Genomic DNA, 25,267 nt, shown 5'->3' on the forward strand with positions numbered 1-25,267 from the left:
TGGGGCATGGTCCCCTGCTTCGTTCCATGCCCCTTCTCAACTTGGATACATTCCCCGCACCTCGCAGCAGCGATTTGAACAGTTGTTCAGCATTTTTCGTTGACTTCGCCCGGAGCCCTTGCCAGCAAATGGATACGAAGCGGCCGCAAGGTGCCGCGCGAACGAGTGGAGAAGGCATGTCGGGCCAGCTTGCAGGAAAGGTCGCGCTCGTTACCGGCGCGTCGTCGGGGATCGGGGAGGCCGCGGCGCTTTGCCTGGCCGAGGCAGGGGCGACGGTCGCCGTCTGTGCGCGCCGGGTGGAGCGGCTCTCGGGGCTGGTCGCCCAGATCGAGGCGGCGGGCGGCAAGGCGCTGGCGATCCCCGGTGACATGACCCTGGAAGACGACGCGCGCGGGGCGGTGGAGAAGACCGTCGAAGCGTTCGGCCGGATCGACATTCTGATCAACTCGGCGGGGATCATGGAAGCGGGCGGGATCGAGAACTGCGATACCGCGAACTACCGCCGGGTGATCGACATCAACCTGATGGGCACCGTCTACACCAGCGCCGCCGCCGTGCCGCACATGCTGGCGCAGGGCGTGGGCGACATCATCACCATCTCCTCGCTCGCCGGGCGCAAGGGCGGCCCGATGACCAGCGCCTATTCGGCCAGCAAGCACGCGGTGAACATGATGACCGATGGCATGCGGCAGGAACTGGGCAGCAAGAACATCCGCGTCACCACGCTGATGCCGGGCGCGACCGAGACCGAAGTGGCGGATTCGATCTCCGACCCGCAGTGGCGCACCGCGATTAAGGCCCATGTCAGCAAGGAAGGCGCCGTGAAGCCGCGCGATATCGGCGAGGCGCTGGTCTTCATCCTGGCCATGCCGCGCCGGACGAACATCTCCGAGATCTCGATCCGCCCGACCATCGACACCAGCGCCTGAGGGAGAATGAACATGGCTGGAAGGCTTCAGGATAAAGTCTGCATCGTCACCGGTGCCGGTTCGGGCATGGGCAAGGCGATGGCCGAGCTGTTCCACGCGCAAGGCGCCAGGCTGGTGCTCGCGGACATTTCGGGCAAGCAGGACGAAGTGGCGGCCGCGCTGGGCGGCGAAACCGTGGGCGTCCAGTGCGACGTCTCCGACGAGGCGCAAGTGCAGGCGATGATCGCCGCGGCCGAGGACCGCTTCGGGCGGCTCGACGTGCTCTGCAACAATGCCGGATTCGGCGGGCCGATGGCGCCGCTGCACACCCAGTCGCTGGAGACCTGGGACCGGGTCCACGCCACCAACTTGCGCGGCGCGTTTCTGGGCATGAAGTACGGGATCACGTCCATGCTCAAGACGGGCGGCGGGGCGATCGTCAATACGACATCGGCCTCGGGCGTGGTCGGATGGAAGCATCATTCGGTCTACGGCGCGGCCAAGGCGGGCGTGAACCAGCTCACGAAAACAGCGGCGCTGGATTATTCGGACCAGGGCATCCGGATAAACGCCATAGCGCCGGGCACGATGTGGACCGGGCTGGTGCAGGCATCGCGCACCCATGCCGAGCCGCCGGCCGAGTTTCCGGTGCTCGCGGGCATTCCGATGGGGCGCTGGGGCCTGGCGAAGGACATCGCCCAGGCTGCGCTCTACCTCGCCAGCGACGAATCGGCTTACGTGACCGGCGTGGTCCTGCCGGTGGACGGCGGATATTGCATCGGCTTTTCGGGCATGGGGGCAGAGCGCCCCGGCATCGCCAGCGCCAATCCGGGCTGAGTGCGAAAACGGGACGCCCCAGAGGCGCGGCGCCGGCCACTCGATCCGCCAGACCTCGGCGAGGAGGTCACCCCCTTGCGATAACTTCCCCCCCGGGATTATCGCTCTGGGCGAATGTGGGCCGGCGCCGCGATCCGGTCGGGGCCGGATTGGAAACCGTACAAAGCCGGCGGCAGCCGCCATGGGCTGAATTCAGCCGATAGTGGTCAGGCTGCCGCCGAGTTATGAAATTTGCCTGCCGGTAGAGCCTTGCCGTGGGGTCGCATCACGGGTCGGCCGGTTCGCGGCAGTGTCCGGGCCAGATGCGTTGCCACTTCCGATTCGAACAAGATGGTTATGGCAGCTTCTCGCCAGCCGCGCCGTGAGGCAGATCACGCTCCGTTTTCGTCCCGGCCGTCACGCCAGCCGGCAACAGGATTGCCTGCCGATGGCAAGCCGCCTAGCAACGCGGCCATGACCGTTTCAGAGATCGCCCGGGTAGACCCTTTCCACGCCATGGCCATCGGCCGCCTTGCTTACGAACTGGCGGGCGAAGGGCGGGACGTGATCCACATGGAATATGGCCAGCCTTCCACCGGAGCGCCGGCGGCCGCCATTGCCGCAGCCCACCGCGTGCTGGACAGCGACCCCGGCGGCTATTGGGAAAGCACGGCTCTGCTGGAGCGCATCGCCCGGCACTACCGCGAGGCTTATGACGTCGAGATCGACCGCGAGCAGGTGATCCTGACTTGCGGCGCCTCGCCCGCATTCGTGCTGGCGCTTTCCAGTCTCTTCGTGCCCGGCGCGCGGGTCGCCCTGGCCCGGCCCGGCTATGTCGCTTACCGCAATACACTGAAGACGCTTTACCTCGAACCGGTGGAGATGGCCTGCGGTCCGGCCGAGCGCTATCAAGTGACGGCCGCGGCGCTGGATGCGCTGGATCCCGCGCCGGACGGGCTGATCCTGGCCAGCCCGGCCAACCCCACGGGAACCGTGATCGCGCCCGAGGAACTCGCGGCCATTGCGGAGGTCTGCCGCCGTAAGAACATCCGCGTCGTCTCCGATGAAATCTACCATGGCCTGGCCTATGGCGCGCCGGCGCAGTCGACGCTGCAGCATCTGCCGGAAGCGGTGGTGGTGAACAGTTTCTCCAAGTATTACTCGATGGCGGGCTGGCGCCTTGGCTGGCTGGTGGTGCCGCCCGAAGTCGTCGCCCCGGCGCGCGCGCGGATGAACAACCTGTTCCTCACGCCCTCGGTCCTGGCCCAGCACGCGGGCCTGATCGCCATGGACGAGACCGCCGAACTGGAAGGCCATGTCGAGGGCTACGCCCGTAATCGCGAACTGCTGCTGGCCGCGCTGCCCAGCCTCGGCCTCGACCGGATCGCCCCGCCCGATGGCGCGTTCTACATCTACGCCGACATCGGCCATCTGACCGAGGACAGCCTGGCCTTCTGCCAGCAATTGCTGCGCGACACCGGAGTCGCCACGGCTCCGGGGATCGACTTCGACCCGGTCGATGGGCACCGCTTCATCCGCTTCAGCTTCGCGGTCTCGACCGCCCTGGTGCAAGAGGCAATCGCGCGCATGGTGCCGTGGTTCGCGAGCAGGGCAAAAGCGCGTTCGGCCTGAGGCCTTTCAGGCGGGGCAATCGCCGATCCGCGATCCCGTCACCCGCCTGCGATACCGTTGCTTGAAATTCGAACCCTCGCCCAAGATCGAGACGGCCGTGTCCATCGTATCGGCGCCTACCTTGCCGTGCACGTCGTAGCTCAGGGAATACATGCCGGCCGCGCAAGTCTTGCCGCCGGTCACTTTGCCGCTTTTGATCTTCACGGTCGAACGCGTGCACAATCCGTCTTCGGCAAGGCCGGTGGCGGCGGCCAGAAGTCGCTCCAGCGCATCGTCATGCTTGCCCGGAGCAATGCAGACGGTGTAGGTCTTTCCAGGCCTCAGCTGAAATTCCCGTGTGGGCTTTTCGTTGAATGTCGCGGACTCCTTGATCTGCCACAAGCCCGGCGTGACTTGCGGCCGCCCGCCGATGACGACGATCTCCGCAGCCGGCGCTTCCCTGGGCACGGCGATCGGCGTCGATGGCGGCAGGCGCGGAACGGTCGCGGCGAGATCGACCGGCTCGCTCTCGGCAGGATCCCAGCGCGGCGGCCGATAGGCGACCGAGGCGATCCGCTCGGCCAGGCAGGCCTTGGCCGGGACCACGTCACGGAAGCCGTCCTTGATGCAGGCATTGAGCACGGTGCAGACGAAGCGATCGATGTCGGCATCGCCGCTGGAGATCATGACATCGCAGCGCTTCATGTGCGCGCCCCATAGCGCGTAGTTCAGTTTTACGCGGCGTATCTTCCGGCCAATCACGACGATGTCTTCGCCCGAAGGAATCGCGGTGGCGGCAGGCTCGGGCGTCTGTGCGTGCGAATGGGCGAACAGTGCCGCACATGCGAGCCCCGCAGCGGCAAGACAGGCCAGAGCGCGGCGCACGTCGATCCTTCCTCCATCCCTGCGAGGTCATGCCCCGCTTCGGCACTCGAATTCCGTGCGCGGCGTTAGTCCCGCCGGGCGAAGATCATCGCAGTGTCCGTACCGCCGTGGTCCTCGTAGCGAACCACCATTTTCTCGAACCCATTCTCGTGAAACAGACGCAGCACTGCATCCAGCGGATACTCGTTCATCTGCATGACCGGCGTATCGGCAGCTCGGCCGTCGATCAGGTTCATCACCGCTTGCCCACCGGGAACCGCATGGCGAATACGGTAGCGCAGTTCGCGCCACTTGCCGTGATTGCGTTTCGTGGAAAGCTGGATGAGGCACCCCCCGCCCGGTCGTACTCGGCCGAGCAACTGGCTGAGCAGGTTCATGCCGCGGTCCACGGGGATATGCTGAAGCACGATACAGCTGTTGACGAAATCGTACGTGCCCTCAACCCGTGAGAGCGCATCGTCGGAAAGGACGTAGTCGATCTGCCGCCCGGCGCTGTTGCGACGCGCTTCCTCCAGCATGGCGGGTGCGATATCGAGCCCCGTCACGGTTTCGAAGTGATCGGACAGCGGAATTGTCAGCCGTCCCACCCCGCACCCGAAATCCAGCGCGCGCTGGCGCGGCAGCGGGCCGAAATGCGCTTCGAACTGGGTGAGCCAATGCGCCACGAAGGCCTGGCCGCTTTCGAAGAAATTCTGCCGATGATCCTCGATGCGGTCGCTGCGAAAACGCGCATCGGTGAGAACTGCATAATAAGGGTCGCGTTCACCCCATAGACGCCAATTGTGATCGCTGTCAGCCATCGTATCTCTTTAGTATCGCTGGTCTTCACTGCCAAACGGGAAGGCGTGATTTCAAAGTTTTAATGTGGAGATCCGGCGAGATCCGCCAGATCCGGAAGTCTTTTCGGGGCGCTGTCAGGCATCGCCCCTGCGAACGCGCTGCGATTGACCGCGGACGCGCCTCGGCGCTTTTCTTGCTGTGAAAAGAAGGGTGGAGGGGAACGATGGCCACATTCGTGCTGGTTCATGGCGGCGGCCATGGTGGGTGGTGTTACAAGCTGGTCGCCCAGCGGCTGCGGGCCATGGGGCATGAGGTGCATGCACCCTCCTTGAGCGGTCTGGCGGATCGTGCGCATGTTCTCAGCCAGGCGATCGACCTAGATACGCACATCGATGACGTGGCCGGCTTGCTGGAGTTCGAGGATCTGACGCAGGCCATTCTCGTGGGGCACAGTTATGGCGGCATGGTCATTACCGGGGCAGCGGACCGCAAGCCGGAGCGGGTCGGGCACCGGGTCTATCTCGATGCCGCTTATCCGCGCGATGGCGAATCGCTTTACGAACATGCCCATGAGCAGATCCACATGGCCCGGCAGGGTCTGCACGACGTGGGCGGTGTGCCGATGGTCATGGCGCCGATGCCGGGCTTCGCGGCGTTCTTTGGGGTGACCGATCCCGAACTCGGCGCCTGGACCGATGCCAGGCTGACGGCGCAGCCCTGGAAGTGCTTCGAGCAGAAGATCGTCTTCCGCAACGAGGCGGCCATGCGGGCGATCCCGGAAAGCCACCTGATCTGCACATCGACCATTCCCGGCCGCGACATGAGGCTGCTCGATGCGCGCTCCCACGGGCGCGTTTGGGATATCGACACCGGGCATGACCTCATGCTGACCGAACCGAAATGGGTTGCAGAACGCCTTGATGCCATCGCCCAGGGCACCTGACTCGAATGCTCTTGGGCAGGCTTCCGAAAGCAAGCCCTTGAATCTGCTGGTCGCACGTGCAGAAGATTTAACCGCGATTAGCGTTTCAGGAATGGCCCCGCCCCTGTAGCAGGATGGCACGCGCCCTTGATCCGACCCGGCGCGCGGATTGACAGTCCGCGCCGGTTGGGGACTTTGGCGTACCAAGCAACAACACGGTGGCGAGTCCCTTGACCCAGCACGTATGCAGTACGGAAGTGTGGATCGCGCGCCTGCGCGACTTCCTGCACGATTGTGCGGGCAGTGCGCCCTCCGAGGAACACGACCGTATTCGCGAGGGTCTGTTGCTGTTCCTCCACGATCCTGCGCGAGGGGAGAAACGGCTTGGCGCGGGTCAGAAGCCTGGCCAGAAGCCCGAGCCGAAGTCGGCGCACAAGCTGGACCCCGCCGCGATCGAGGCCATGCTGGCTTGCGGCGCCACCGAGAGTGCAGTCCTGGCGCTGATCGGTCCCAACGATACTTTCATGCTTTCGCGCGGGCTGAACGGAACCTGCCTCGCCACCCTGGTGATGGCGGATGGCTCCGAAGAGATGATCTGCGAGGCGGCGACGCTGTCGCTGGCGCTTCTGGCGGCCTATGTCTCCAAGCTGCTGACCGGAATGGAGCGCCGCGACACGGAAGCGGCGCCCGTGACGCTGCCTTCGGGGGTACGCCTCCACTAGGCCGGGCCAAGGGCCGATTTTTCCGGAACAGGCGGCGCAGATGTGCGAACGGGGCGGCGCTCCGCACGGTCGCACGTCGAGCGAGGCGCCGCCAGTTCGGGTTCATTCGCGTTCCCGCGAACGCTTCGGGCCGGGAGGGGAATACGGCCGGGTTTGCCGAAGCGCCCGGGGCCGGCGCTGTTGGAGTGGCGTGCCGGCGCGAGCGTTGTGACACGGGATCGCTTAAGCATTGGTAGGGCGGCCCTTAGGGTCATGTCCGTGTCCGCTCGCCCGTCAGTTCACCAGCGAAGCCTCTATGGCGATGCGGATCGCGTCGGACGTGTGGTTGGCGCCCAGCTTGTTCAGCATGTTGGCGCGGTGGATTTCCACGGTGCGCGGACTGATCGAGAGCCGTTCGCCGATCAGCCGGTTCGAAAGGCCGCTGGCGACGCCGCCCAGCACTTCGCGCTCCCGCCGGGTCAGGCGATCGATCCGGGCGCGGGCCATGACTTCGCGCAGCTTGGCATTGCCGACATGCTCGGCGCGGTCGATCGCGCGCGCCAGCGTGGCGTTGAGTTCCTCCGCGGCGATGGGCCAGGCGATATAGTCGATCGCGCCGTCAAGCACGGCCTGGACTATGCGGTTGGCGTGGGGATGTTCGCTGAAGGCGATGATCGGGAACCACTCGCCATGACGGGCCATGTTGTCGATCAGGTCGTCGATCACGCCGGGCTCGTCGTGGATGAGGATGACCCCGGAGCGGGGCCAGGCGCTGGCGATCTCGGAAATATTCTCGAAGGGTTCGACATGTATCTGCCCGGTTGAGAGGGCATGACTGATGGCGGCGCGTCTTCGCAGATCGTTGTCGATCAGGATGAGATTGGAAATCCGCTCCATGCGTATTCTCCCTTTTCGGCTTGTGCCTAGGGGGATATCGCATGATCGCTTTCATGCGCGCTGGACCTGCTCCAAAATCGACCTATGACCCGCCTCCCGGCAACGAGACGCGCGGGGCACTGCGGGTTTCGGCAACCGAAACGGCAACATTTCCCGTGCCGTGAACCGTCAGCGCTGGGCGAGCAGGGCCTGTCCGATCTCGGCGAAGTCGGCGCGCAGGGCCGCAAGGCTGCGGGCGTCGAAAGCGATGGCGCTGTCCAGCACGGTGCGGCGCGCGGCATCGTAAAGCTGGTTGAGCGCAGCGGCCACCTCGCTCTCGCCCGAGACGCCGAGATGCAGGGCGGTGATCGCCGTAAGGGCGCGCGTCAGCGAGCGGCTCTTGAGCCCGTTGTCGCCGTTGCGGTCGGCATGGATGGCGGTGCCCAGCGCGGCCACGAGGTGTTCGTAGCACAAATGGACCAGTTCCGCCGGCCCGGCCCCGCTGACGCGCGCATCGAAGTCTACCCGGCGATAGGCTTCGACCGGGGAAAGCTGGCGCCGCATCTCAACTGCTCTTGTTCCACTGGGCGATCTGGTTCTGCAGCATCGTCAATGTCGATTTCGACACGCCGATCCGCGCTTCGGAGACGGAGAATTGCGAGGAGAGGCGGGCGCGGAGCTTCTCCTGCTGTTCCGCCAGACTGCTCCGGTCATCGGAAATCTGCGCGAGCAACTTGGTATAGCGCGAGATCGAGCCGCCCAGAGAGCTGGTATCGGTGCTGGACGTCGCGGCGCGATAGATCTTGTCATAGCTGGCGTAGACCCCGTGGAGGCCGTTGGTGAACATGGCCGTCACGCCTTCGGGATCGGCGGCGATGGCCGTGTTCAGCCGATCGGTATCGAGCGCGAAAGTGCCGTCGCGCTGGGTCTTGAGGCCGATGTCGGCCAGGGTCTTCGCCGTGCCGGTGGCATTCGGCATGATGGTCGATCCGGCCAGGCCCGAAAGCGCGCGCTTCAGGGCGCGCGCACCGCCGTCGTTGGCGAGATCGCCGCCGATCGCGGTGGCCGTATTGAGCGCGGACATCACCTCGTTCAGCGCGTCGGTGAAGTCCTGCATGGCGCCCGCGATCGAGGTGGCGGGATTGGCGAAGCTCACCGTGGTCGGCGCGCCGATATTGGTGGCGGCAAGCAGGAGCTTCACGCCCGGAACGGCGTCGCTGACGGTGTTGGATCTGGCCGTCATCGCCAGGCCGTCGACCTTGAAGGCAGCATCCTGCGCGGCAGCGAGAAGCTGGGCCTGGCCCGAAGCGGAGCCCGTGGCGGGGCTCCAGGCCAGCTTCGAGAGGCCGGGATTGGCGGGGTCTTCGCTCGCTTCCAGCATGAAGCCGTTGGCGGCGCCTTCCTGTCCCTTCAGCACAAGTTGCGCGCCGTCCACGGTCTGGGCGACATAGGCGCTGACGCCGGCGTTCGCGGCGTTGATGGCCTTGGCCACGTCGGCAAGCGAGGCGCCCGCCGCGATCGTCACATCGACCGCCGCATGGCTGCTATCCGCCGTGAACGCGCTGCCGGAGACGGTGCCGAAGCGCAAGGTGAGCGTGCCCGCGCCGACTTTGTCCGTGGCGGCCGGATAAGCCTTGCTCGCCAGTTGCTGGCCCCGGGCGAGTTGGGTGACTTCCAGCGAATAGGTGCCTTTGGGTGTCGAGGTGCCGGTGAGGCTGGCCGCGCCGACCGCGGCATTGGCAAGGCTGGGCGTGCGCGCCAGGTCTCCCGAGCGCACCAGCGTCCCTAGCGAGGTATCGAGCGAAAGCAGCATGGACTTGATGTTGGAGGCCGTGGAAATCTGGGTGCCCAGCTTGTCCGAGCGGGCTGTCAGGCGGTCGTTCCGGCTGGCGAACTGGGCATTGGCCAGATTGTTGGCCAGGGCTGCCATGTCCACGCCGCTGCCGCCGCCAAGTGCGGTCACCAGCGAGGAACTGGTCAGTGACGAAGTCGCGGCGGTCGATGCGGTGGTGGTAGCCATGGGTCGGAGAACGGCAGGGGTAGGCATTCGTTAAGGGGCGGCTCGGGAGAATTTCTCAGCCCTGGCGGGGATCGGGGCGCCCTTCGGCATCGAAGCGGACGGTGACAGGAACGGAGACTTGCGGCGGGTGGCGATGCTCCCCGCGCCGAAGGGCCAGCACGAAGGCGAGGATCGCGGCAATCGCCACATAGTGGTCTTCGCGGATCATCTGCCTTTCGCGCGTGGTGAAATAGACCGAGCGGGCGAGCGCGGGGTAGGAGAGCACCGGCAGGGAGAACTCCGGCGCCATCTGCCGCATCGCCTGCGCCCGATCGCCGCGACCCTTGGCGATGACCAGCGGGGCAGGCGCCATGGCGGGGTCGTAGGCAAGGGCGACGGCGAAATGCGCCGGATTGGTGATGATGAACTGCGCATCCTTCATCGCCGGGACCAGCCCGCCCATGGCGATCTTGCGTTGCCGCTCCTTTATGGCCGCCTTCTTTTCGGGCGAGCCTTCGCTTTCCTTCTGCTCGTCTCGCACGTCCTGGAGGGTCATCCGCAGGCGCATCATCCGGCGCACGAGCTGCACCGGCAGGTCGACGAGGGCGATCACGAACAGCCCGGCGGAGAGCCAGAAGAGAAGCTGGACCAGTGCGTCCCAGGCATAGGCCAGCTCTGCGAAAAGGTTGCCCCGCCCGAGCCGCGCGAAAGCTTCCAGCCGCCCTTCGGCCCAGGTCCAGGCGATCGTTCCGAGCAGGGCGACCTTGGCGATGCCTTTCGCCATCTCGATCAGGCCGGTCAGGCCGAACATGCGCTTGAGGCCGGACATCGGGTTGATCCGCGAGCCCTTCGGCGCCAGGTTGCCCCCGAGCCAGCGCCCTTCGCCGAACCCGAGCTGAGAGACCAGCGAGGCGAGGACGACCGCCAGGCCCAGCACCAGGATCGGCGGAAGCCCGGCCAGGAGCGCACCCATCAGCAGGCGGCCGGGGGTGAAGTCGTCCAGCGCGGACTTGTCCCAGCTGAAGCCGGCGCGAAGCACTTCCGCCAGCATGTTCAGCACCCAGGGGCCCGCCAGCGACAGCCATGCCGCGCCGATCGCCACCGAGGCTGCCGTCGCCAGTTCACGCGAGCGGATCACGTCGCCGCGTTTTGCCGCCTCGCGCTTGCGCTTCTCGGAGGGCGCGAAGCTCTTTTCGCCTTCCTGTTCGCTCATGGCGCGCTGCCACCGCCGGATTGCAGGAGTTCGGCCGTCTGTTCGACGGCGTCGGCCGAAAGACGCACCACGAGGTCGGTCAGCACCGGGGCGCCCACCAGCAGCGCGGCGATACCGCCAAGCACGCCTGCCGGAAGCCCCAGCGAGAACAAGTTGAGCGAAGGCGCCGAGCGGCCGAGCACGCCGGTGACGATCTGCACGACCAGCAGGATCAGGCAGGCGGGCAGCGCGATGGTCACGCCCGTGGCGAACATGCGGCCCGCGAACCCGGCAACCGCGGCGAGGCGCTCGGCCCCGAGCCAGGTGTGCCCCGGCGGGAAGGCACGGTAGCTGTCGACGATCAGTGCGAACCATTGCAGATGGGCGCCCAGCGCGAGGAAGACCAGCGAGAGCACCACCGCGAAATACTGCCCGAGTGCGGGAGACTGCGCGCCGGAATTGGGGTCTACCGCGGTGGCGACGTTCATGCCCATCGCGCCGCCGATCAGCTCTGCCGCCAGGATCGGCGCGGCGAAGGAAAGCTGGAGCACGAAGCCCAGCGCCAGGCCGACAAGCACTTCGCCGAGGACGCAAAGCACCCCGGCGGCCGAGAACAGCGCGGCCGGTGCGGCGACGTTCGTCCAGGCGCAGACCAGCACGGCCAGCGATCCCGCGCCGATCACGCGGACTTGCGGCGGTACGCCGGCGATGCCGAAGAGCGGGGCCGCGACCAGGGCCGCCCCGATGCGCGTCATCACGAAGACCAGCCGCCAGAATTCGGTCTCCAGCGGCCCGAACCCGAAGTCCAGCTGGATCACGGCGCGGCCTGCTCGGCCAGTCCGGTGCGGGCGATCTGCGCGAAGACTTCCTGTGCGAACTCGCCGACGAGGGTCATCATCGAACCGCCGAAAACCACCAGCACCACGGCGGTGACGGCCAGTTTCGGCACGAACGTCAGCGTCTGCTCGTTCACCGAAGTCGCGGCCTGGACCACGCCCACCGCCAGCCCCACCGCCAAGGACGCCAGCAGGACCGGCGCGGCGACGAGTGCCGTCACCCAGAGCATGCGGTCGGCCAGCGAGAGCAGGGCGGTGATGTCTTCCATCGCCTAGCCGAAGCTCGCCGCCAGCGAACCCATCAGCAGGGCCCAGCCGTCGATCATCACGAAGAGCAGCAGCTTGAACGGCAGGGAGACCACCATGGGGCTCATCATCATCATGCCCAGGCTCATCAGCACCGAAGACACCACCAGATCGATCACCAGGAACGGCAGGAACAGCATGAAGCCGATCTGGAAGGCCGTCTTGAGTTCGCTGGTGACGAAGGCGGGAAGCAGGATCGAGAAGGGCACGTCTTCGCTCCTGCCGAAGCGGGCCGGTCCGTTGCCGTTCCGGGCGGCCATGTCGGCGAACATCATGAGGTCCCGCTCGCGGGTCTGGCGGATCATGAAGGCATGGAAGGCGCGTCCCCCCGCCGCGATTCCCTGCTCGGCATTGATCCGGCCGGCGGCGTAAGGCGCAACGGCATCGGCGTTCACCCTTTCGAGCGTGGGCGCCATGACGAAAAGCGAGAGAAACAGGGCCAGTCCGATCAGCACCTGGTTGGGCGGGGACTGCTGCAGACCCAGCGCCTGCCGCAGGATGGCCAGCACCACCAGGATGCGGGTGAAGCTGGTCATCATCAGGATCAGGCTGGGCAGGATCGTCAGCAGCCCCATGACCAGCAGGAGCTGCAGGGACATGCTCAGTCCCCCCGAACTTCCGGCGCCGCCCGCTCCACTGCCTCCCAAGGAACCCAAAGCGCGGTCCAGTGCGCCGGGTATCGCCTCCTGCGCATGGGCGGCGAGCGGCACGAAAAGAGCCGCGAGCAGGCAGGTGGCGAACAGGCGCTTCATGGCTCCGCGGTCCCGGCGGCAACGATGGCGTCGAAATCCGGACGCGCGGGGGCTTCCGCCAGGCGCGTGAGGCCGTGGCGTGTGGCTGCCACCAGGATTTCCCGGTCGTGGAAGGCAATCACCGCCAGGCGCTGGGTGGGCGAGAGCATCAGCGTCTCCACGATCCGCAAGGACCGGCTGCCGGCGTTCAGCCCCGCCCGCTCCTGCATCTTGCGGGCCAGGATCAGGCAGCCCCAGGCCAGCAGCCCGATAAGCGGCAGCAGGACGACCAGCTTGGCCAGATACCAGAGCATCAGGCCGCGCCTTCCTCGCCGTCGGGCAGGGCCGGGGACAGGGCATCTTCCGCCGACCCGCCCTCGGCGCCCTCCAGCCCCGCGATCTCCACGATCCTCAGGCCGAAGCGGCCGTTGTGAGACACCACTTCGCCGCGCGCGATCGGCTTGCCGTTGACCAGCACGTCGAGCAGCTCGTCGGTCAGCCGGTCCAGCACGACCAGGCTTTCGGGGCCGAGCGAGAGCACGTCCTTCAGCTTCATCTGGGTCCGGCCCAGTTCCACGGTCAGGCGCACGTCGACGTCGCGAAGAAAATCGAGGCCGCGGGGATGGATGCTCATCGTCGGTCGTTGTCCCTGTTGTCTGGAAGGCGGGGTGAAGGCGTCAGAACGCGTGCGTGACCTGGACCGCGACCCGGTCGTCGATTTCCCCGATCGTGCCGCTGGCCAGCGTGCGGCCACCGATCTGGAGCGGAACGCTGCGCGCCACCGCCACCGGCAGGATCTCGCCCGGGCGCAAGTTGGACAGGCGCGCCATGCCGAGCCGCATGTCTACAAGCACCGCCGTCACTTCGAGCGGCATGGAGGCGAAGGGCTCCTCGGCCGGTTCGGGATGCACGAAGCGCCGCCGCCGCGGGGGTCCGTGGCGAGGCGTCGTGGTGGCGGCGGCCAGCGTGGTGGTCGGCAGAGCGAGAGTGAGCGACCAGGCCGAAAGGCCCGGCTCCTCGATGTCCAGCGACAGTGTCAGCAGGTCGGCATGGGCGGGGAAAGGGTCGAGCTGGCGCAGGCTGACATCGCGGCGCAGCGGACGGACGCGGTGCTCCTCGCCGCCTTGGCCGTCGAGCGCGAAACTGAGCGCTTCGGCCACGCAAGTCTCGATGTGGGCGAGCAGGAGTTCTGCGGAAAGCGGGAAGCCTTCGGGCAGGGGATCGGGCACTTCACCGGGGCCGCCGAAGGCTCGGTCCACCAGCCGGAAGACCGGCGCGGCCTCGAAGATCGCCAGGAGCGGCAGGCCGGAGACGCCCATGCCCATCAGCGTATGCGCCGCCAGCCCCGCGATCCCGGCCTCGACCGTCGCCAGCGTGGCAGCCACCGGCATGGCGGCGCGCACCAGCGGCGCCTCGCCGCCCGAAAGCCGGGCAAGGCCCACGGCAAGCGCACGCGTCAGCCTTTCCCCGATCAGGGAGAACGCCGGAACCAGATCCGCGGTCGAGGGACCCGTTCCCAGCAGTTCGCTGCAGTGACGTGCCGGGGGATGGCCCGGGGGACGGGCCGGGGAGCGGGCTGCATGCCCGCGGGACGAGTCTGGAGCCGCCATTACCGCTGCCTTCCTGGATGATGTCTCACTGGATGATGAAAGTGCGGAAGTAGACGCCGTCGACGCCGCCGAACCCTTCCTTGCGGATCAGCACGTTGTTGATCGCGGCGGTCAGCCGTTTCTCCAGCCGGTCCTTGCCCGGCATCGTGTAGACGTCGTTCTCGGGCGTATCGGCCAGGATTTCGAGCAGGGCGGAGCGGATCGCCAGTTCGTGCTTCTTCAGCCAGATCACCACTCGGCCATCCCGCCGCGTGGAGCAGGCCAGGCTCAGCTGGACGAGGGCGTCCGAATCCTTGAGGTTGGAGGTGAAATCCTCGCTGAAGGTGAAGTAGGCAGTGCGATAGGGATCGCCGCCGTCGCCTTCGACCTCGGGCGGCGCAGCGCCCTCTTCACCCTCGGCCTTGGGCATATAGGGATCGTCCTCGCCCTTGCGGACCAGCTTGGGCTGGTTGTCCTCGCGGCTGGAGGCATGGCCGCCGATCATCCCGCTCATCATGAGCGCCGCCACGCCGCCGCCGCCCACCACCAGCATGCCCGCGGCGATGAGCACGAGAGTCAACTTGCCCCTGCGCCTGGTTCCTGCCTTGCCGCTGGCCTCGGCGGTGCCGTCCTGCGCTGCCTTTTCGCTCACTGTACGCAATCCCCCCTTGGTGCCGGATCAGGCATAGATGCCGCTGCGGTCGCCATCGCGCGGCTCGGGCCGGGACGATCGATGGTGGTGTGCCTGCCGTTCGCGCGAGGAGCCCTGCTGGCCACCCGCGCCCTGACGCTCCCCTGCACCGCCGCGATCGGCGCCGGACGCCTGCTGACGCAGATCGCCGCCGCCGCCACTGGCTGCATTGCTCGAAGTTGCGGGCTGGTGTTGCCCGGCCGGTTGGCCGCTATCGCGTGCCGGGTCTCCGGACGTTCCGTTCTGCGCGGCACCGGCAAGGGGGGCGGCAAGCGAGGCGGCCAGGGCGGCCTGAACCGAGCCGTTGAAGCCGGGCGAAGCGCTGGCCATGGTCACGGAGAGCCCTCTGTCCTCGTGGCGGAACTCCAGCGAGACCGGCCCGAACTGCGCATGGTTGAGAGCGGTGCGGACGAGATGCGGGCTGGCCGCCTCGCGCGCTTCGGACAGGCGGCCGACAAGCGTGGCAAAGTCCTGAGGCGCTTCCGCGGGTCGCGACGGACCTGGGCTGTCGATCGGGGCGGGGACAAGGGGTGATTGCAGGACGGGCGCGGGCACTTGCGACGATGGGAACGCGGCATCCTGCACCGCTGCAGCTAGCGCAGGGCGGGGGGCTTCCGGCGCGGAATCGCTCGGACCGGATGCGATCTCGGTCGATACCGCCGGCAACACCGGTGCCTCGGTCCCGCGCGAGGGGGGGCCCGCCACTCCGGCGAAAGGCTGGGGTGTCGGCGTTGCGGGGGGCTGCGCTTCCCGGGTTGCGGAGATGGCCAGGGGTTGAGCGTGAGCGGACGGTGTCGGGCTTGTTGTCACGGGTCTCTGCCCCGGAGCAACCTCCAGCACTTCCGCTGCGACGACGGCGATCGGCGACAGGGTAATGCTGGCGGTATCGAGAGCGGCAGGCGGCGTTGCGGCGGCCGGGGAGGGAGCCGGGGCGACAGCCGAGGGCAGGGGCATGCGGGGCTGCGGAAGCCTCGCCGCGATGATCGTCGCCTCGCCGCGCGGTGCGGTGGCGGCGGAACCAGCGGCAGTCGAAGCCGGAACCATCGTCGGCGGCATCGGCGGCGTGACAAGCGCTGCGGTCAGTTCGGTGAGGGTTGCGGGGAGCAGCGGCGGCGCGACCCGATCCTCGCTCTCGGCGGTGGTGCCATCCTTTGCGCCGGGTTCGGTGGCAGGGGGCTCTGCTTCGCCGTCCGGCAGGATCTTGCCGCCCGGTTTGCCGACATTGCCGCCCGGCAGGACGGTCCCGGCCACCCGCTTCACGGCCGCTTCGACCCCGGCCGCGATGCTGGCAACCATCCCCGACGCCGGTTCCACCGTAGCCACGAGGCCGCCCGCCGCGCCGAGCAGGGCGGCGAAGCCCCCCGTTTCGGCGGCCTTGGCGGAACTTGGCGCGCTTCCGGATAGGGCCGGGGCGACTGTCGGTGCCGATGCCGGGGCGCCGACTGGTGCCGGGCCAGATACCGGGCCGGAAAACTGGATCATGCCTTGCAGGTTCCTCGTGTCGAGCGTTCGAAAAGATGGCGGGAATTGCTATTCAAGAGCCGTGCCAGATGGCTTGCGGCCGCCCAGGACCGGGGTTTCGCCGGCCTTGGCGATGGTTCGTTCCTGATGGGCTGCGCGGTCCTCGATGGCGGCGCGGCGGCGCTCGGCTTCGGCCAGGAGCAACTGCTTGGCATCGGCGATCGACTGCGCCCGCAAGGCGTCGCCCTCGGTCGTGCGGCGGATGGCCTGAAGCCCGCCGACGAAGCGCCCGACCTGGTGCAGCGCCGCCCCATCGGTCATTTCACGGCGGCCGCCATAATCGTCCGCCATGCGGCGGGTACGCTCGGACAAGTCGCGCAGTTTCGAAAGGGTGCTTTCGGCCTGCGCCGCTTCGATGGCGGCGGTCTGCTTGGCAATGGCGCGGATCTTTTCGAGGCGGCGCATTCGGACGAGGCGCTTGCGTTCTTCCTTCATGGTCAGCCTCCCAGCAGGGCCGCGAGCTGCGCGGCGCTGCGCCCCAGCTCGACGATGTCGCCCTGGGGCTGGCCGAGGAAGGCGGCCAGCCGCTCGTGCATGGCGATGGCGCGATCGAGCTGCGGGTCGGCGCCCGCGCGGTAGGCTCCCATCAGCACGAGGTCGCGATTGGCCTCGTAGCTCGCGGTCAGTGCGCGGAACTGGCGGGCAAGCTGCTGGTGTTCGGGCGGCACGATGTCGTTCATGACCCGGCTGAGCGAGGCGGCGATGTCCACCGCGGGATATTGCCCGCGCTGCGCCAGATCGCGCGAGAGGACGATGTGCCCATCAAGGATCGAGCGGGCGGTGTCGACCACCGGGTCGTCCTGGTTGTCGCCATCCGCGAGCACGGTGTAGAGCCCCGTGACCGATCCGCCCGAAGCTGCCGAATTGCCCGCCCGCTCCACCAGCTTGGTGATCGTGGCGAGGGCGGAGGGCGGGTATCCGCGCGCCGCTCCGGGCTCGCCAAGCAGAAGGCCGATCTCGCGCGCGGCATGGGCGACGCGGGTGAGGCTGTCCATGATGAGCAGCACGCGGCGGCCGCGCGCACGGAAGTGCTCGGCCATCGACGTGGCAAGCATGGCCCCGCGCAGGCGAAGATTGGGCGCGTGATCGGCGGGCACGGCCACCACCACCGTCTTGTCCTTCTTCGCGGCGTTCATGTGCCGCTCCACGAAGTCCGACACTTCGCGCGCGCGCTCGCCGATCAGGCCGACGATGACGATATCGGCCGAGGCGCCGCGCGCGATCATGTCGATCAGCACGGATTTGCCGACGCCCGATCCGGCCATCACGCCGATGCGCTGGCCGACGCCGAAGGTGGTGAGGGCATTGAGGGCGCGCACGCCGGTGTCGAAGGGCAGGCGCACCGGGCTGCGATCGAGCGCGGACGTCCGCACTCCGCCCGAGGGCCATTCCATGCGGCTGTGGATCGCGAAGCCCCCGTCGATCGGCAGACCCTCGCCATCGACGGCGCGGCCGAGGAAGGCCTCTCCGACCGGGAGCAGGCCGGGCCGTCCTTCCGCCCAGACCCGCGCGCCGGGGCGCAGCAGGATCATGTCGCCCAGAAGCATCATCATCGTCCTGCCGTTGCGGAAGCCGATCACTTCGGCTGCCAGCGACTGGCCCGGCGCATGCGACACGCGGCACATCGCGCCGACCGGCACGGAAAGCCCGCTGACTTCCAGCAGCCCGCCGTCGCAGGCGGCCACCAGCCCGAAGCGGCGCGGGCCGAGATCGAGCGGCCCGGCGGCAAGATCGGCAAGGATCGGTTCCCAGAGCTTCAGCATCGGCCGGCGGACCCTTTCAGCAGCGGTGCAAGGCCTCGGCAATCGCGCGGCGCCAGTTGGCGGGACCGTCCTCGACCCCGCCGGTCGCCGTCTCGATGCGGACAGTGCCGCGTTCGAGCGAGGTGTCGGGCTGGACCTGCCACTCGGCGGAAAGCCGCGGCGAAACCAGTTTGAGGTCTTCGGGATGGAGGCGGATCAGCCGCTCGTCCTCGGCGCGGGAAAGCATCGAGACTGCCACGCCGACGCGCCGCAGCAGCGCTTCCGGCTCGATCGCAAGGGGCGCGACGGCCGCTTCGCAGAGCGCGGCCACGGTATCGCGCAGGCGCAGGCGGAGTTCCTCCTCCAGCACTTCGTTCAGGCGCGCAAAGGCGAGCGAAAGGCCATCCCGCGCGGCATCTTCGGCCTCCGCGCGCTGCTGCGCTTCCCGGGCGGCCTGCTCGTGACCCATGGAAAAGCCGTGGCTGAAGGCCTCTCCGACAGGATCCGCCGCCTCGACCGGGACCACCGTGGGCGGCGGCTCCGGCTCGGAAGGGCCGAGGTGCAAGGTGCCGCCGAAGCGCAAGTCGGGCTGGAAGCCGGCCGGCTGCGCAAGCGCGTCGATCAGCCGCCTGCCGGGGCGGCGGACGAAGAAGCCGAGGTCAGACATAGTCGTCGTCCCCCGAACCGAAGGCTATGGCGCCGTCGGCCGCCAGGCGGCGGGCTATGGCCACGACTTCCTTCTGCGCGGCGACGACATCGGCCAGGCGGGTGCGCCCGCGCGCGACGATCTCGTCCTTCACGCCGTCGGCGGCGCGGCTGGACATGGCCCGGAAGAACAGCTCGCGCTCCTCCTCGCTCACGCCCTTGAGCGCGTCGATCAGCGTGTCGTTGGGGACGTCGCGCAGCAATGTGCCCATCGACTTGGCATCGAGCACGAAGAGGTGCTCGAACTTGAACATCTCCTCCTCGATGCGGCGGGCGAGGACCTTGTCGCGGCGGGTGAGTTCGCCCAGCACGCGCTTTTCGACGACTTTGCCGACGCCGTTGATGATTTCCGCCGCCTCGCGCGCGCCGCCGATGGCGAGCGGGCGCTGGCCGTGGCACTCGGCGATGCGGCGGGCCAGCAGTTCCTCCAGCATCAGGATCGCCTGCGGGGATACCGGTCCCAGGGTGGCGATGCGGTGGACGATCTCCGGCTGTTCCGGGGCCGGCAGCGCATGGAGCACGGCAGCGGCCACCTCGGGATCGAGCTGCACCAGCAGCACGGCGATCGCCTGCGGATGTTCGCCGCGCACCAGCGGCACCAGCGAATCCGGGGTCAGCCAGCGCGCCAGTTCGAGCGTGGAGTGCAGAGGCGCGGCGGGCAGGATGCGGCGCATCACGTTGTCCGCCTTCACTTCGCCCACCGCGCGCGTGATCATGCCGCGCACCTGGCCGACCCGGTCCTGCGCGACGAGACCGAGCGCCTCGGTCTTGGCGACGAAGCCGGCGATGGCCTCGGCGATCACCTCGGGGCCGATTTCCCCCAGCGCGCACATCTTTTCGCCAAGGCGGCGAAGTTCGTCCGGTTCGAGTTCGGAAAGGATGCGGCTCGTCTGGTCCTCGTCGAGCAGCATCATCATGATCGCTGCGCTGTCAGGCGCGCGCAGGGGGGCGGTCTCGCTCATCAGGCGGCCTTGGCCCGTGCCTTGTCGGAGGCGGCTTCCGAGGCGGGCTCGTTGATCATCTGGCGGAGCGCGGCCACGGCATTGTCCGGCCTTTCAGTCACCAGGCGCTGGGCCAGATTGACCTGACGGGAGAGCAGGTCGGCGCGGCGCAAGTCGATGTCGAGGCCGTCCGCGCCGGGAATCTCGGGGCGGAGCGGCAGGCTGCCGGCCGGTACCAGCGCTTCGAGGCTGCGTTCCGCGATGGGGCCGAGGGCGTCGGACCCGTCCTCCGCCTCGCCGTCTTCGCCAGGCCTGCTGTTCTTGCGGCCCTTGCGCTTCTTAGGCGCCGGCTTGTCGCCCCGCATGGCGCGGATCAGGGGGCGCACGCCCAGCAGCAGGACCATCAGCACCGCCAGCAAGGCCGCGCCGTTGCGCACCACCATCGCGAACCACGGCGCCTCGTAGAACGGTGTGGCGCTTTCGCCCACCGGCTCGAACTTGCGCATGACCACTTTCACCTGGTCGCCGCGCTGCGGGTCGGCGCCGACGGCGGCGCTGACCAGCGACTGGATATCCTGCACGTCCTGCGCCCGCGCGCCTTTCATGGCGTCGGCCTTGATCGCCACGGCCACGGAGATGCGCTTGATGCCGCCGGGCCGGGTATTGGCCACCGAGACCTGCCGCCCCAGTTCGTATGTCCGGCTGGACGAGGTCTCGCCGTTGGTCGGTGGGGTGGCCGTAGGGCTGGGCTGGGTGCCCTGCGGCGGGCCGGGGCGCGCCTGCGTGGCGGGCGGGGGGGTGTTGGAGAGCACGCCGGGAACGCCCGCGGCAGGGCTGGAGCCGGTCGATTGCGACTGTTCCTGCGTTTCGCTGCGCACGGCGCCGTCCTTGTCGTAGCTTTCGCGCGCGGAAGTCACGTCGTCCATGTCGAGCGCGACTTGTGCCTCGGTGGTGAAGTTGTCAGGGCCGAGCACTGGCGCCAGCAGGCCCGAGACCTGTTCGCGGATCTTCGATTCCAGCCGCGATTGCAGGTCGATCCGGTCCGCTTCCGCGCCGCCGCCCTGCGAGAGCAACTGTCCGTGCTGGTCCACCACTTTCACCGCGTCCGGCGAAAGCCCCGGCACCGAACTGGCGACGAGGTTCACGATCGCGGAGACCTGGCTTGCGGAAAGCTGGCGGCCCGCCTTCAGCCGCACCATGACCGAGGCGGTCGGCGCCACGTTGTCGCGCACGAAGACCGACTTTTCACCCGCGGCCACATGGACGCGGACCGATTCCACTCCGTCGATCTCGCCGATAGTCAATTGCAGGTCGTGCTCGCGGGCGGAGCGCAGGCGCTCGCCCTCCAGCGTGCGACTGGCGCCCATCGGCAGTTTGTCCAGCATCTGGTCGCCGCTTTCGGGAGCGGCCAGGGCGCCGTCCGAAGCGACCAGCATGCGGGCCTTGTAGAAATCGCCCTCGCCCACGGTGAGCGCGCCGGTCTGGTTGTCGATGCGGTAGCCGATCCCGGCCTGTTCGAGCGCGGCGGCAACGCCCGCCCGGTCGGAATCGTCCAGCTGTGCATAGAGCACGCGCTGCGGCGAGGGGGCGAGAGTCGCCCAGGCCAGCAAGGCGCCGCCTATCGCGGCCAGGCCGATGAAGGCGGGCAGCATTTTCTTCACGCCCGGCTGCGCGGTGAAGGTGCCGAGGCGGGTCAGCACCGATCCACCGGACCGATCGGTGAAGGGCGCGAAGAGGGAGCCGGTCGCGGGAAGCTGTGCGGTGCCGGCATAAGCCGCGGGGGCGGGAACGAGGTCGGCCATTTCGGATCAGACTCCCATCCGCATGATGTCCTGGTACGCGGACAGCAGCTTGTTGCGGACCTGCATGGTCGCCTCGAAGGCGACGCCGGCTTCCTGCCGCGCGAGCATGACTTTCGCCACGTCGGTCACTTCGCCTTTCTGATAGGCGTCGGTCACGCCTTCGGCGCGGGCCTGCACGGCGTTGACGCCGTCCAGCGCGGACTTGAGCGTGTCGGCAAAACCCTGTCCGGCGGGCTGGATTTGCGAGCCGCCCACGGCATTCGCCGTTCCGCTGCCTTGTGCGGCGTGGATCTGCTGGAGCAGATCGCTGCGCTGGATGATCTGCTGGCGCATCGCCATGATCTGCTGGATGCCGCCCCCGCTGCCGGGCAGCGCAGCGCCGGAAAGCCCGGGGACCGTGCTCATCGCAGGCCTCCCACCGCGCCGCGCGGGGTGTTGGGGCCAAGGTCGATCCCGGCTTCGCGCAGCGAGGCGAGGCGGTAGCGCAAGGTCCGCTCGGAAATGCCGAGTTCACGGGCGGCGCGTACCCGGTTGCCGCCGCAGGCTTCCAGCGTTTCCACGATGGCGCGGGCCTCGGAGTTCTGGACGATGCTGGCGAGCTTGCGGTTGCCGTCGATGTCGAAGGGTTCGGCACCGGGCAGGGCGCCATGATGCAGCGCGGGCATGGCGGAAGGCAGCAGCCGGGCGGGGCTGTCGAAAGCGATGTGTTCGGGGGCGATCATGGTCTTTCCGTGGGCAAGGAGCATCGCGCGGCGGATGACGTTTTCCAGTTCGCGCACATTGCCGGGCCAGGAGTGGAGCTTGAGCATCGCGAGCGCCGCATCGTTCAGGCAGGGCACGCGCGCCGGGTCCGGGGCGTGGCGCAGGGCCATGGCGAAGGCCAGCGGGGCGATGTCATCCGGGCGCTCCCGCAAGGGCCGCAAGGTGAGGGGGAAAACGTTGAGCCGGTAGTAGAGGTCGGCGCGGAAGCGGCCTTCGGCGACTTCGGTGGGCAGGTCGCGGTTGGCGCAGGCGATCACGCGCAAGTCCACCTTGATCGGCCGGGTCGCGCCGATCGGCACGACTTCCTGCTCCTGCAGCGCGCGCAGCAGCTTGGCCTGGAGCGACAGCGGCAGTTCGGCGATTTCGTCGAGCAGCAGCGTGCCGCCGTCGGCCGCGCGCATGAAGCCTTCGCTGGCCTGGGTGGCGCCGGTGAAGGCGCCCTTCTGGTGGCCGAACAGCATGGCCTCCAGCATGGTTTCCGGCATGGCGGCGCAGTTGACGGCGATGAAGTGGCCGTCGCGGCGCGGGCTGCGGGCATGGATGAAGCGGCTGAGCACTTCCTTGCCGGTGCCGGTCGGTCCGTTGACGAGCACGGGAATGTCGCTGTTCGCCAGGCGGTCGGCCAGGGCGAAGACCGAAAGGCTTTCGGGATCGGCCGCGATCGGATCGTCCGGGCCGGCCATGGCTGCCAGCAGCATCGCCAGCGATGCCTCGCCGATGGGGTCGGCATAGACGACATCGGTGAGGGCTGCGGTCTTGCGGGACAGGGCCGGCTGGATACCGCGCGAGAGCCGCACCACGCGTTCGCGGGCGGGAGCGGCGACCGGGCCGGACCCAATCGTCTCGTCGGCCGCATCGCGCAGGGCGATCGCCGAACAGTCGGACAGCGATCCGGCAATGGCGGCAGCGCGATGGGCAAGCGGCCCGTGGCGCCGGTTGAATTCCGTGTCGAAAACCAGTTCGACCATGTTTCTCGTCCCCGTGGGATTAATGCATTGGCGGGGATCGATATGCGTGCGTAACGGCGAATCTTTGGGAAATTTAAGGCCCCGTAGCGACCCCTAGTGAAGGTAAATTTCGGCGCAGCTCCGTGGGTTTGCAGGGACGAGCCGTGCCGGATGCGGGCTTAAATTCGCCCCCGACCTGCCGGTCTTTGTCTCGACAGCCGCGCCGGATGGGCCGGCAGAGGCTGTTTCCTCATCGGGACACTCAACGGGAGCCACAACCATGTCTGTCATCAACACCAACATCAGCGCGATTCGCGCTTCGAATGCCTCGACCTCCGCCAACAAGATGCTCGGCACCGCCATGGAGCGCCTGTCGACCGGCAAGCGCATCAACTCGGCCAAGGACGATGCCGCCGGCCTCGCCATCTCCACTTCGATGACCGCGCAAGTCCGCGGCATGAGCCAGGGCATCCGCAACGCCAACGACGGCATCTCGCTGGCGCAGACCGCCGAAGGCGCGCTGTCGGAAGTGTCGAACATGCTTCAGCGCGTGCGGGAACTGGCGATCCAGTCGTCCTCGGGCACGTACCAGGACAGCGACCGCGATGCCATGCAGTCGGAAGTGACGGCGCTGACCAGCCAGATCGGCGACATCCTTTCCGACACCACTTTCAACGGCAACACGCTGTTCTCGACCACGTCGGGCACCGATGTCACGTTCGACATCCAGACCGGCGCCAATTCGGGCGAGACGATCACGCTGACTTCTTCCGCGATCAACGGCACCAATATCAATGCCTCGGCGCTGGACGTATCGAGCGACTCGGCCGCTTCGGACACGATCGATAACGTCGACCTTGCCCTTGCGGACGTGAACAAGACGCGTGCCTCGCTCGGCGCCGGGCAGAACCGCCTCGAATCGGCGGTCAACAACCTGACCAACAACGTCACCAACCTGTCCGACGCCAAGTCGCGCATCGAGGATGCCGACTATTCGACGGAAACCACGCAGATGGCCAAGGCGCAGATCCTCAGCCAAGCCTCGACCGCAATGATCGCGCAGGCCAACCAGAGCCAGCAGAACGTGCTGTCGCTGCTGCGCTAAGCACGCAGGACAAGCCGGCGGCCCTCAGCGGGCTCGCTGCAGGGCCCGGCGCAACCCCCACGCGCCGGGCCCGTTTGCGTGCGTGAGCCATCAGCGAACATGGCAGGGAAACGGCGCGGAAACAGGCGGTTCATAAAGACCCTGGTTCCCGTTCCCGAAACCCGGACCGATCATGCGCCGCTTTCTTGCCTGCTCCCTTGCCGTCGCTGTGTTCCCGGCGCTTGCCGCCCCTGCCGCGGCTGAAACGCGCGAGGACGAACAGGTCTGGGTCAACCTCACGGCAATGGGGCCGATTGCCGGCGACGTGGTCTATTTTGCCGAAGTTCAGCCGCGCATGGGCGACGGCGCTTCACGACTGGACCAGCTTCTCCTGCGCGGCGCGATAGGGCTGAAACTGTCCCCGGCGGTCACGCTCTACCAGGGTTATGCCCATATCGTCGTGCCGGTGGATGGCGGCCGCGACGTGAACGAGGAGCGCAGCTTCCAGCAGTTGGGCTGGCTCATGGGCAAGCCCTGGGGCGGCGAACTCTCGTCGCGCACCCGTTTCGAACAGCGCTGGCGTTCGGACGGCGGCGACACGGGCTGGCGCCTGCGCGAGATGCTGCGTTACGAAAAGCCGCTGAAGCCGGGCACCAACACCGTGAACGCGCTGGTCTATGCCGAAGGGTTCCTGGCGCTAAACGACACCGACTGGGGCGCGCGCGGCGGGTTCGACCAGTTGCGCTCCTTCGTCGGCGTGGAACTCGGCGTGAAAGACGCAACGACCGTGGAGCTGGGCTATCTCAACCAGGTGATCGACCAGACTCGCGGACGGACGCGGGTGAACCACGTCGCTTCGGTCTCGCTGTTCTTCCGGCATTGATCGGGCTTTCGCCGGGACAGCGGACGGCTTGCCTATG

At 67.8% G+C, this 25,267-nt stretch carries 28 protein-coding genes; 7 read left to right on the plus strand and 21 right to left on the minus strand.

The annotated features are described in order from the left end of the window. Nucleotides 1-176 precede the first annotated feature (176 nt). The 3 genes from ACZ1J6_RS20290 (at nt 177) to ACZ1J6_RS20300 (ending at nt 3,356) form a co-directional block, all read left to right on the plus strand. Nucleotides 177-929, plus strand: a complete 753-nt coding sequence (locus ACZ1J6_RS20290) for an SDR family oxidoreductase (RefSeq protein ID WP_465127909.1) — start codon at nt 177-179, stop codon at nt 927-929. A gap of 12 nt (nt 930-941) precedes the next feature. Continuing rightward, entirely contained in the window at nt 942-1,745 is an 804-nt protein-coding gene (locus ACZ1J6_RS20295; protein WP_465127910.1) for an SDR family NAD(P)-dependent oxidoreductase, read from the plus strand. Nucleotides 1,746-2,198: 453 nt separating this feature from the next. Further along, nucleotides 2,199-3,356 (plus strand): aminotransferase class I/II-fold pyridoxal phosphate-dependent enzyme, encoded by a 1,158-nt coding sequence (locus ACZ1J6_RS20300; protein ID WP_465127911.1) that lies wholly within the window; start codon nt 2,199-2,201, stop codon nt 3,354-3,356. A gap of 6 nt (nt 3,357-3,362) precedes the next feature. Here the strand turns inward: ACZ1J6_RS20300 and ACZ1J6_RS20305 are convergent, their stop codons facing one another. Both ACZ1J6_RS20305 and ACZ1J6_RS20310 read right to left on the minus strand, forming a co-directional pair. Continuing rightward, entirely contained in the window at nt 3,363-4,220 is an 858-nt protein-coding gene (locus ACZ1J6_RS20305) for a DUF3617 domain-containing protein (protein WP_465127912.1), read from the minus strand. A gap of 65 nt (nt 4,221-4,285) precedes the next feature. After that, nucleotides 4,286-5,020 (minus strand): class I SAM-dependent methyltransferase, encoded by a 735-nt coding sequence (locus tag ACZ1J6_RS20310; protein WP_465127913.1) that lies wholly within the window; start codon nt 5,018-5,020, stop codon nt 4,286-4,288. Between the two features lie 203 nt (nt 5,021-5,223). On the opposite strand from ACZ1J6_RS20310, the gene ACZ1J6_RS20315 reads away from it, so the two are divergent. Next, complete coding sequence (locus tag ACZ1J6_RS20315; protein WP_314464213.1) at nt 5,224-5,943, plus strand: alpha/beta hydrolase; 720 nt, start codon at nt 5,224-5,226, stop codon at nt 5,941-5,943. 209 nt (nt 5,944-6,152) lie between these two features. After that, on the plus strand, nt 6,153-6,644 hold the full coding sequence (locus tag ACZ1J6_RS20320) for a hypothetical protein (RefSeq protein WP_132268236.1): 492 nt from the start codon (nt 6,153-6,155) through the stop codon (nt 6,642-6,644). Between the two features lie 273 nt (nt 6,645-6,917). Here the strand turns inward: ACZ1J6_RS20320 and ACZ1J6_RS20325 are convergent, their stop codons facing one another. The 19 genes from ACZ1J6_RS20325 to ACZ1J6_RS20415 all read right to left on the minus strand — a co-directional run bounded on the left by ACZ1J6_RS20325 (nt 6,918) and on the right by ACZ1J6_RS20415 (nt 23,284). Beyond that, nucleotides 6,918-7,520, minus strand: coding sequence for a response regulator transcription factor (locus ACZ1J6_RS20325; protein ID WP_132268237.1), 603 nt, complete (start codon nt 7,518-7,520; stop codon nt 6,918-6,920). Nucleotides 7,521-7,688: 168 nt separating this feature from the next. After that, on the minus strand, nt 7,689-8,063 hold the full coding sequence (locus tag ACZ1J6_RS20330; protein ID WP_132268239.1) for a flagellar export chaperone FliS: 375 nt from the start codon (nt 8,061-8,063) through the stop codon (nt 7,689-7,691). A 1-nt stretch (nt 8,064) separates the two neighbouring features. Beyond that, nucleotides 8,065-9,519: a flagellar filament capping protein FliD gene (fliD, locus tag ACZ1J6_RS20335; protein WP_465127914.1), complete on the minus strand. Its 1,455-nt coding sequence runs from the start codon at nt 9,517-9,519 to the stop codon at nt 8,065-8,067. 55 nt (nt 9,520-9,574) lie between these two features. Next, nucleotides 9,575-10,711, minus strand: coding sequence for an EscU/YscU/HrcU family type III secretion system export apparatus switch protein (locus ACZ1J6_RS20340; protein WP_465127915.1), 1,137 nt, complete (start codon nt 10,709-10,711; stop codon nt 9,575-9,577). Further along, nucleotides 10,708-11,508: a flagellar biosynthetic protein FliR gene (fliR, locus tag ACZ1J6_RS20345; RefSeq protein WP_465127916.1), complete on the minus strand. Its 801-nt coding sequence runs from the start codon at nt 11,506-11,508 to the stop codon at nt 10,708-10,710. Before fliR ends, ACZ1J6_RS20340 begins: the two co-directional genes overlap by 4 nt. After that, nucleotides 11,505-11,795 carry a flagellar biosynthetic protein FliQ gene (locus ACZ1J6_RS20350; protein ID WP_132268246.1) on the minus strand — a complete coding sequence of 97 codons (291 nt, stop codon included), beginning with the start codon at nt 11,793-11,795 and terminating at the stop codon, nt 11,505-11,507. The genes fliR and ACZ1J6_RS20350 overlap by 4 nt, the downstream gene beginning before the upstream one ends. 3 nt (nt 11,796-11,798) lie before the next feature. Further along, nucleotides 11,799-12,584: a flagellar type III secretion system pore protein FliP gene (gene fliP, locus ACZ1J6_RS20355; RefSeq protein ID WP_442044932.1), complete on the minus strand. Its 786-nt coding sequence runs from the start codon at nt 12,582-12,584 to the stop codon at nt 11,799-11,801. Further along, a complete protein-coding gene (locus tag ACZ1J6_RS20360) occupies nt 12,581-12,877 on the minus strand; it encodes a FliO/MopB family protein (RefSeq protein ID WP_132268250.1) in 297 nt (98 codons plus the stop codon). The genes fliP and ACZ1J6_RS20360 overlap by 4 nt, the downstream gene beginning before the upstream one ends. Continuing rightward, nucleotides 12,877-13,197, minus strand: a complete 321-nt coding sequence (gene fliN, locus ACZ1J6_RS20365) for a flagellar motor switch protein FliN (RefSeq protein ID WP_132268252.1) — start codon at nt 13,195-13,197, stop codon at nt 12,877-12,879. Before fliN ends, ACZ1J6_RS20360 begins: the two co-directional genes overlap by 1 nt. A gap of 43 nt (nt 13,198-13,240) precedes the next feature. After that, nucleotides 13,241-14,173: a FliM/FliN family flagellar motor switch protein gene (locus ACZ1J6_RS20370; RefSeq protein ID WP_465127917.1), complete on the minus strand. Its 933-nt coding sequence runs from the start codon at nt 14,171-14,173 to the stop codon at nt 13,241-13,243. Between the two features lie 25 nt (nt 14,174-14,198). Further along, nucleotides 14,199-14,804, minus strand: coding sequence for a flagellar basal body-associated FliL family protein (locus ACZ1J6_RS20375; RefSeq protein WP_132268255.1), 606 nt, complete (start codon nt 14,802-14,804; stop codon nt 14,199-14,201). Nucleotides 14,805-14,831: 27 nt separating this feature from the next. Next, on the minus strand, nt 14,832-16,325 hold the full coding sequence (locus ACZ1J6_RS20380) for a hypothetical protein (protein WP_465127918.1): 1,494 nt from the start codon (nt 16,323-16,325) through the stop codon (nt 14,832-14,834). Between the two features lie 48 nt (nt 16,326-16,373). Then, on the minus strand, nt 16,374-16,799 hold the full coding sequence (locus tag ACZ1J6_RS20385) for a hypothetical protein (protein ID WP_465127919.1): 426 nt from the start codon (nt 16,797-16,799) through the stop codon (nt 16,374-16,376). A gap of 2 nt (nt 16,800-16,801) precedes the next feature. Beyond that, the gene (locus ACZ1J6_RS20390) at nt 16,802-18,127 is read right to left on the minus strand and encodes a FliI/YscN family ATPase (protein WP_465127920.1); all 1,326 of its coding nucleotides are present in this window, start codon (nt 18,125-18,127) and stop codon (nt 16,802-16,804) included. A 16-nt stretch (nt 18,128-18,143) separates the two neighbouring features. Beyond that, nucleotides 18,144-18,773, minus strand: a complete 630-nt coding sequence (locus tag ACZ1J6_RS20395) for a FliH/SctL family protein (protein WP_465127921.1) — start codon at nt 18,771-18,773, stop codon at nt 18,144-18,146. Next, the gene (gene fliG, locus ACZ1J6_RS20400) at nt 18,766-19,773 is read right to left on the minus strand and encodes a flagellar motor switch protein FliG (protein WP_465127922.1); all 1,008 of its coding nucleotides are present in this window, start codon (nt 19,771-19,773) and stop codon (nt 18,766-18,768) included. The genes ACZ1J6_RS20395 and fliG overlap by 8 nt, the downstream gene beginning before the upstream one ends. Further along, nucleotides 19,773-21,554: a flagellar basal-body MS-ring/collar protein FliF gene (gene fliF, locus ACZ1J6_RS20405; RefSeq protein WP_465127923.1), complete on the minus strand. Its 1,782-nt coding sequence runs from the start codon at nt 21,552-21,554 to the stop codon at nt 19,773-19,775. Before fliF ends, fliG begins: the two co-directional genes overlap by 1 nt. A 6-nt stretch (nt 21,555-21,560) precedes the next feature. After that, the gene (gene fliE / locus ACZ1J6_RS20410; RefSeq protein WP_465127924.1) at nt 21,561-21,959 is read right to left on the minus strand and encodes a flagellar hook-basal body complex protein FliE; all 399 of its coding nucleotides are present in this window, start codon (nt 21,957-21,959) and stop codon (nt 21,561-21,563) included. After that, entirely contained in the window at nt 21,956-23,284 is a 1,329-nt protein-coding gene (locus ACZ1J6_RS20415) for a sigma-54 interaction domain-containing protein (protein WP_465127925.1), read from the minus strand. Before ACZ1J6_RS20415 ends, fliE begins: the two co-directional genes overlap by 4 nt. A gap of 259 nt (nt 23,285-23,543) precedes the next feature. Between ACZ1J6_RS20415 and ACZ1J6_RS20420 the strand changes: the two genes are divergently transcribed. Further along, nucleotides 23,544-24,368 carry a flagellin N-terminal helical domain-containing protein gene (locus ACZ1J6_RS20420; RefSeq protein WP_132268270.1) on the plus strand — a complete coding sequence of 275 codons (825 nt, stop codon included), beginning with the start codon at nt 23,544-23,546 and terminating at the stop codon, nt 24,366-24,368. Between the two features lie 172 nt (nt 24,369-24,540). Next, nucleotides 24,541-25,230, plus strand: coding sequence for a DUF2490 domain-containing protein (locus tag ACZ1J6_RS20425; RefSeq protein ID WP_314464183.1), 690 nt, complete (start codon nt 24,541-24,543; stop codon nt 25,228-25,230). The last annotated feature ends 37 nt before the right edge of the window (nt 25,231-25,267 follow it).

Source organism: Novosphingobium sp. BL-S-21 (assembly GCF_055521655.1).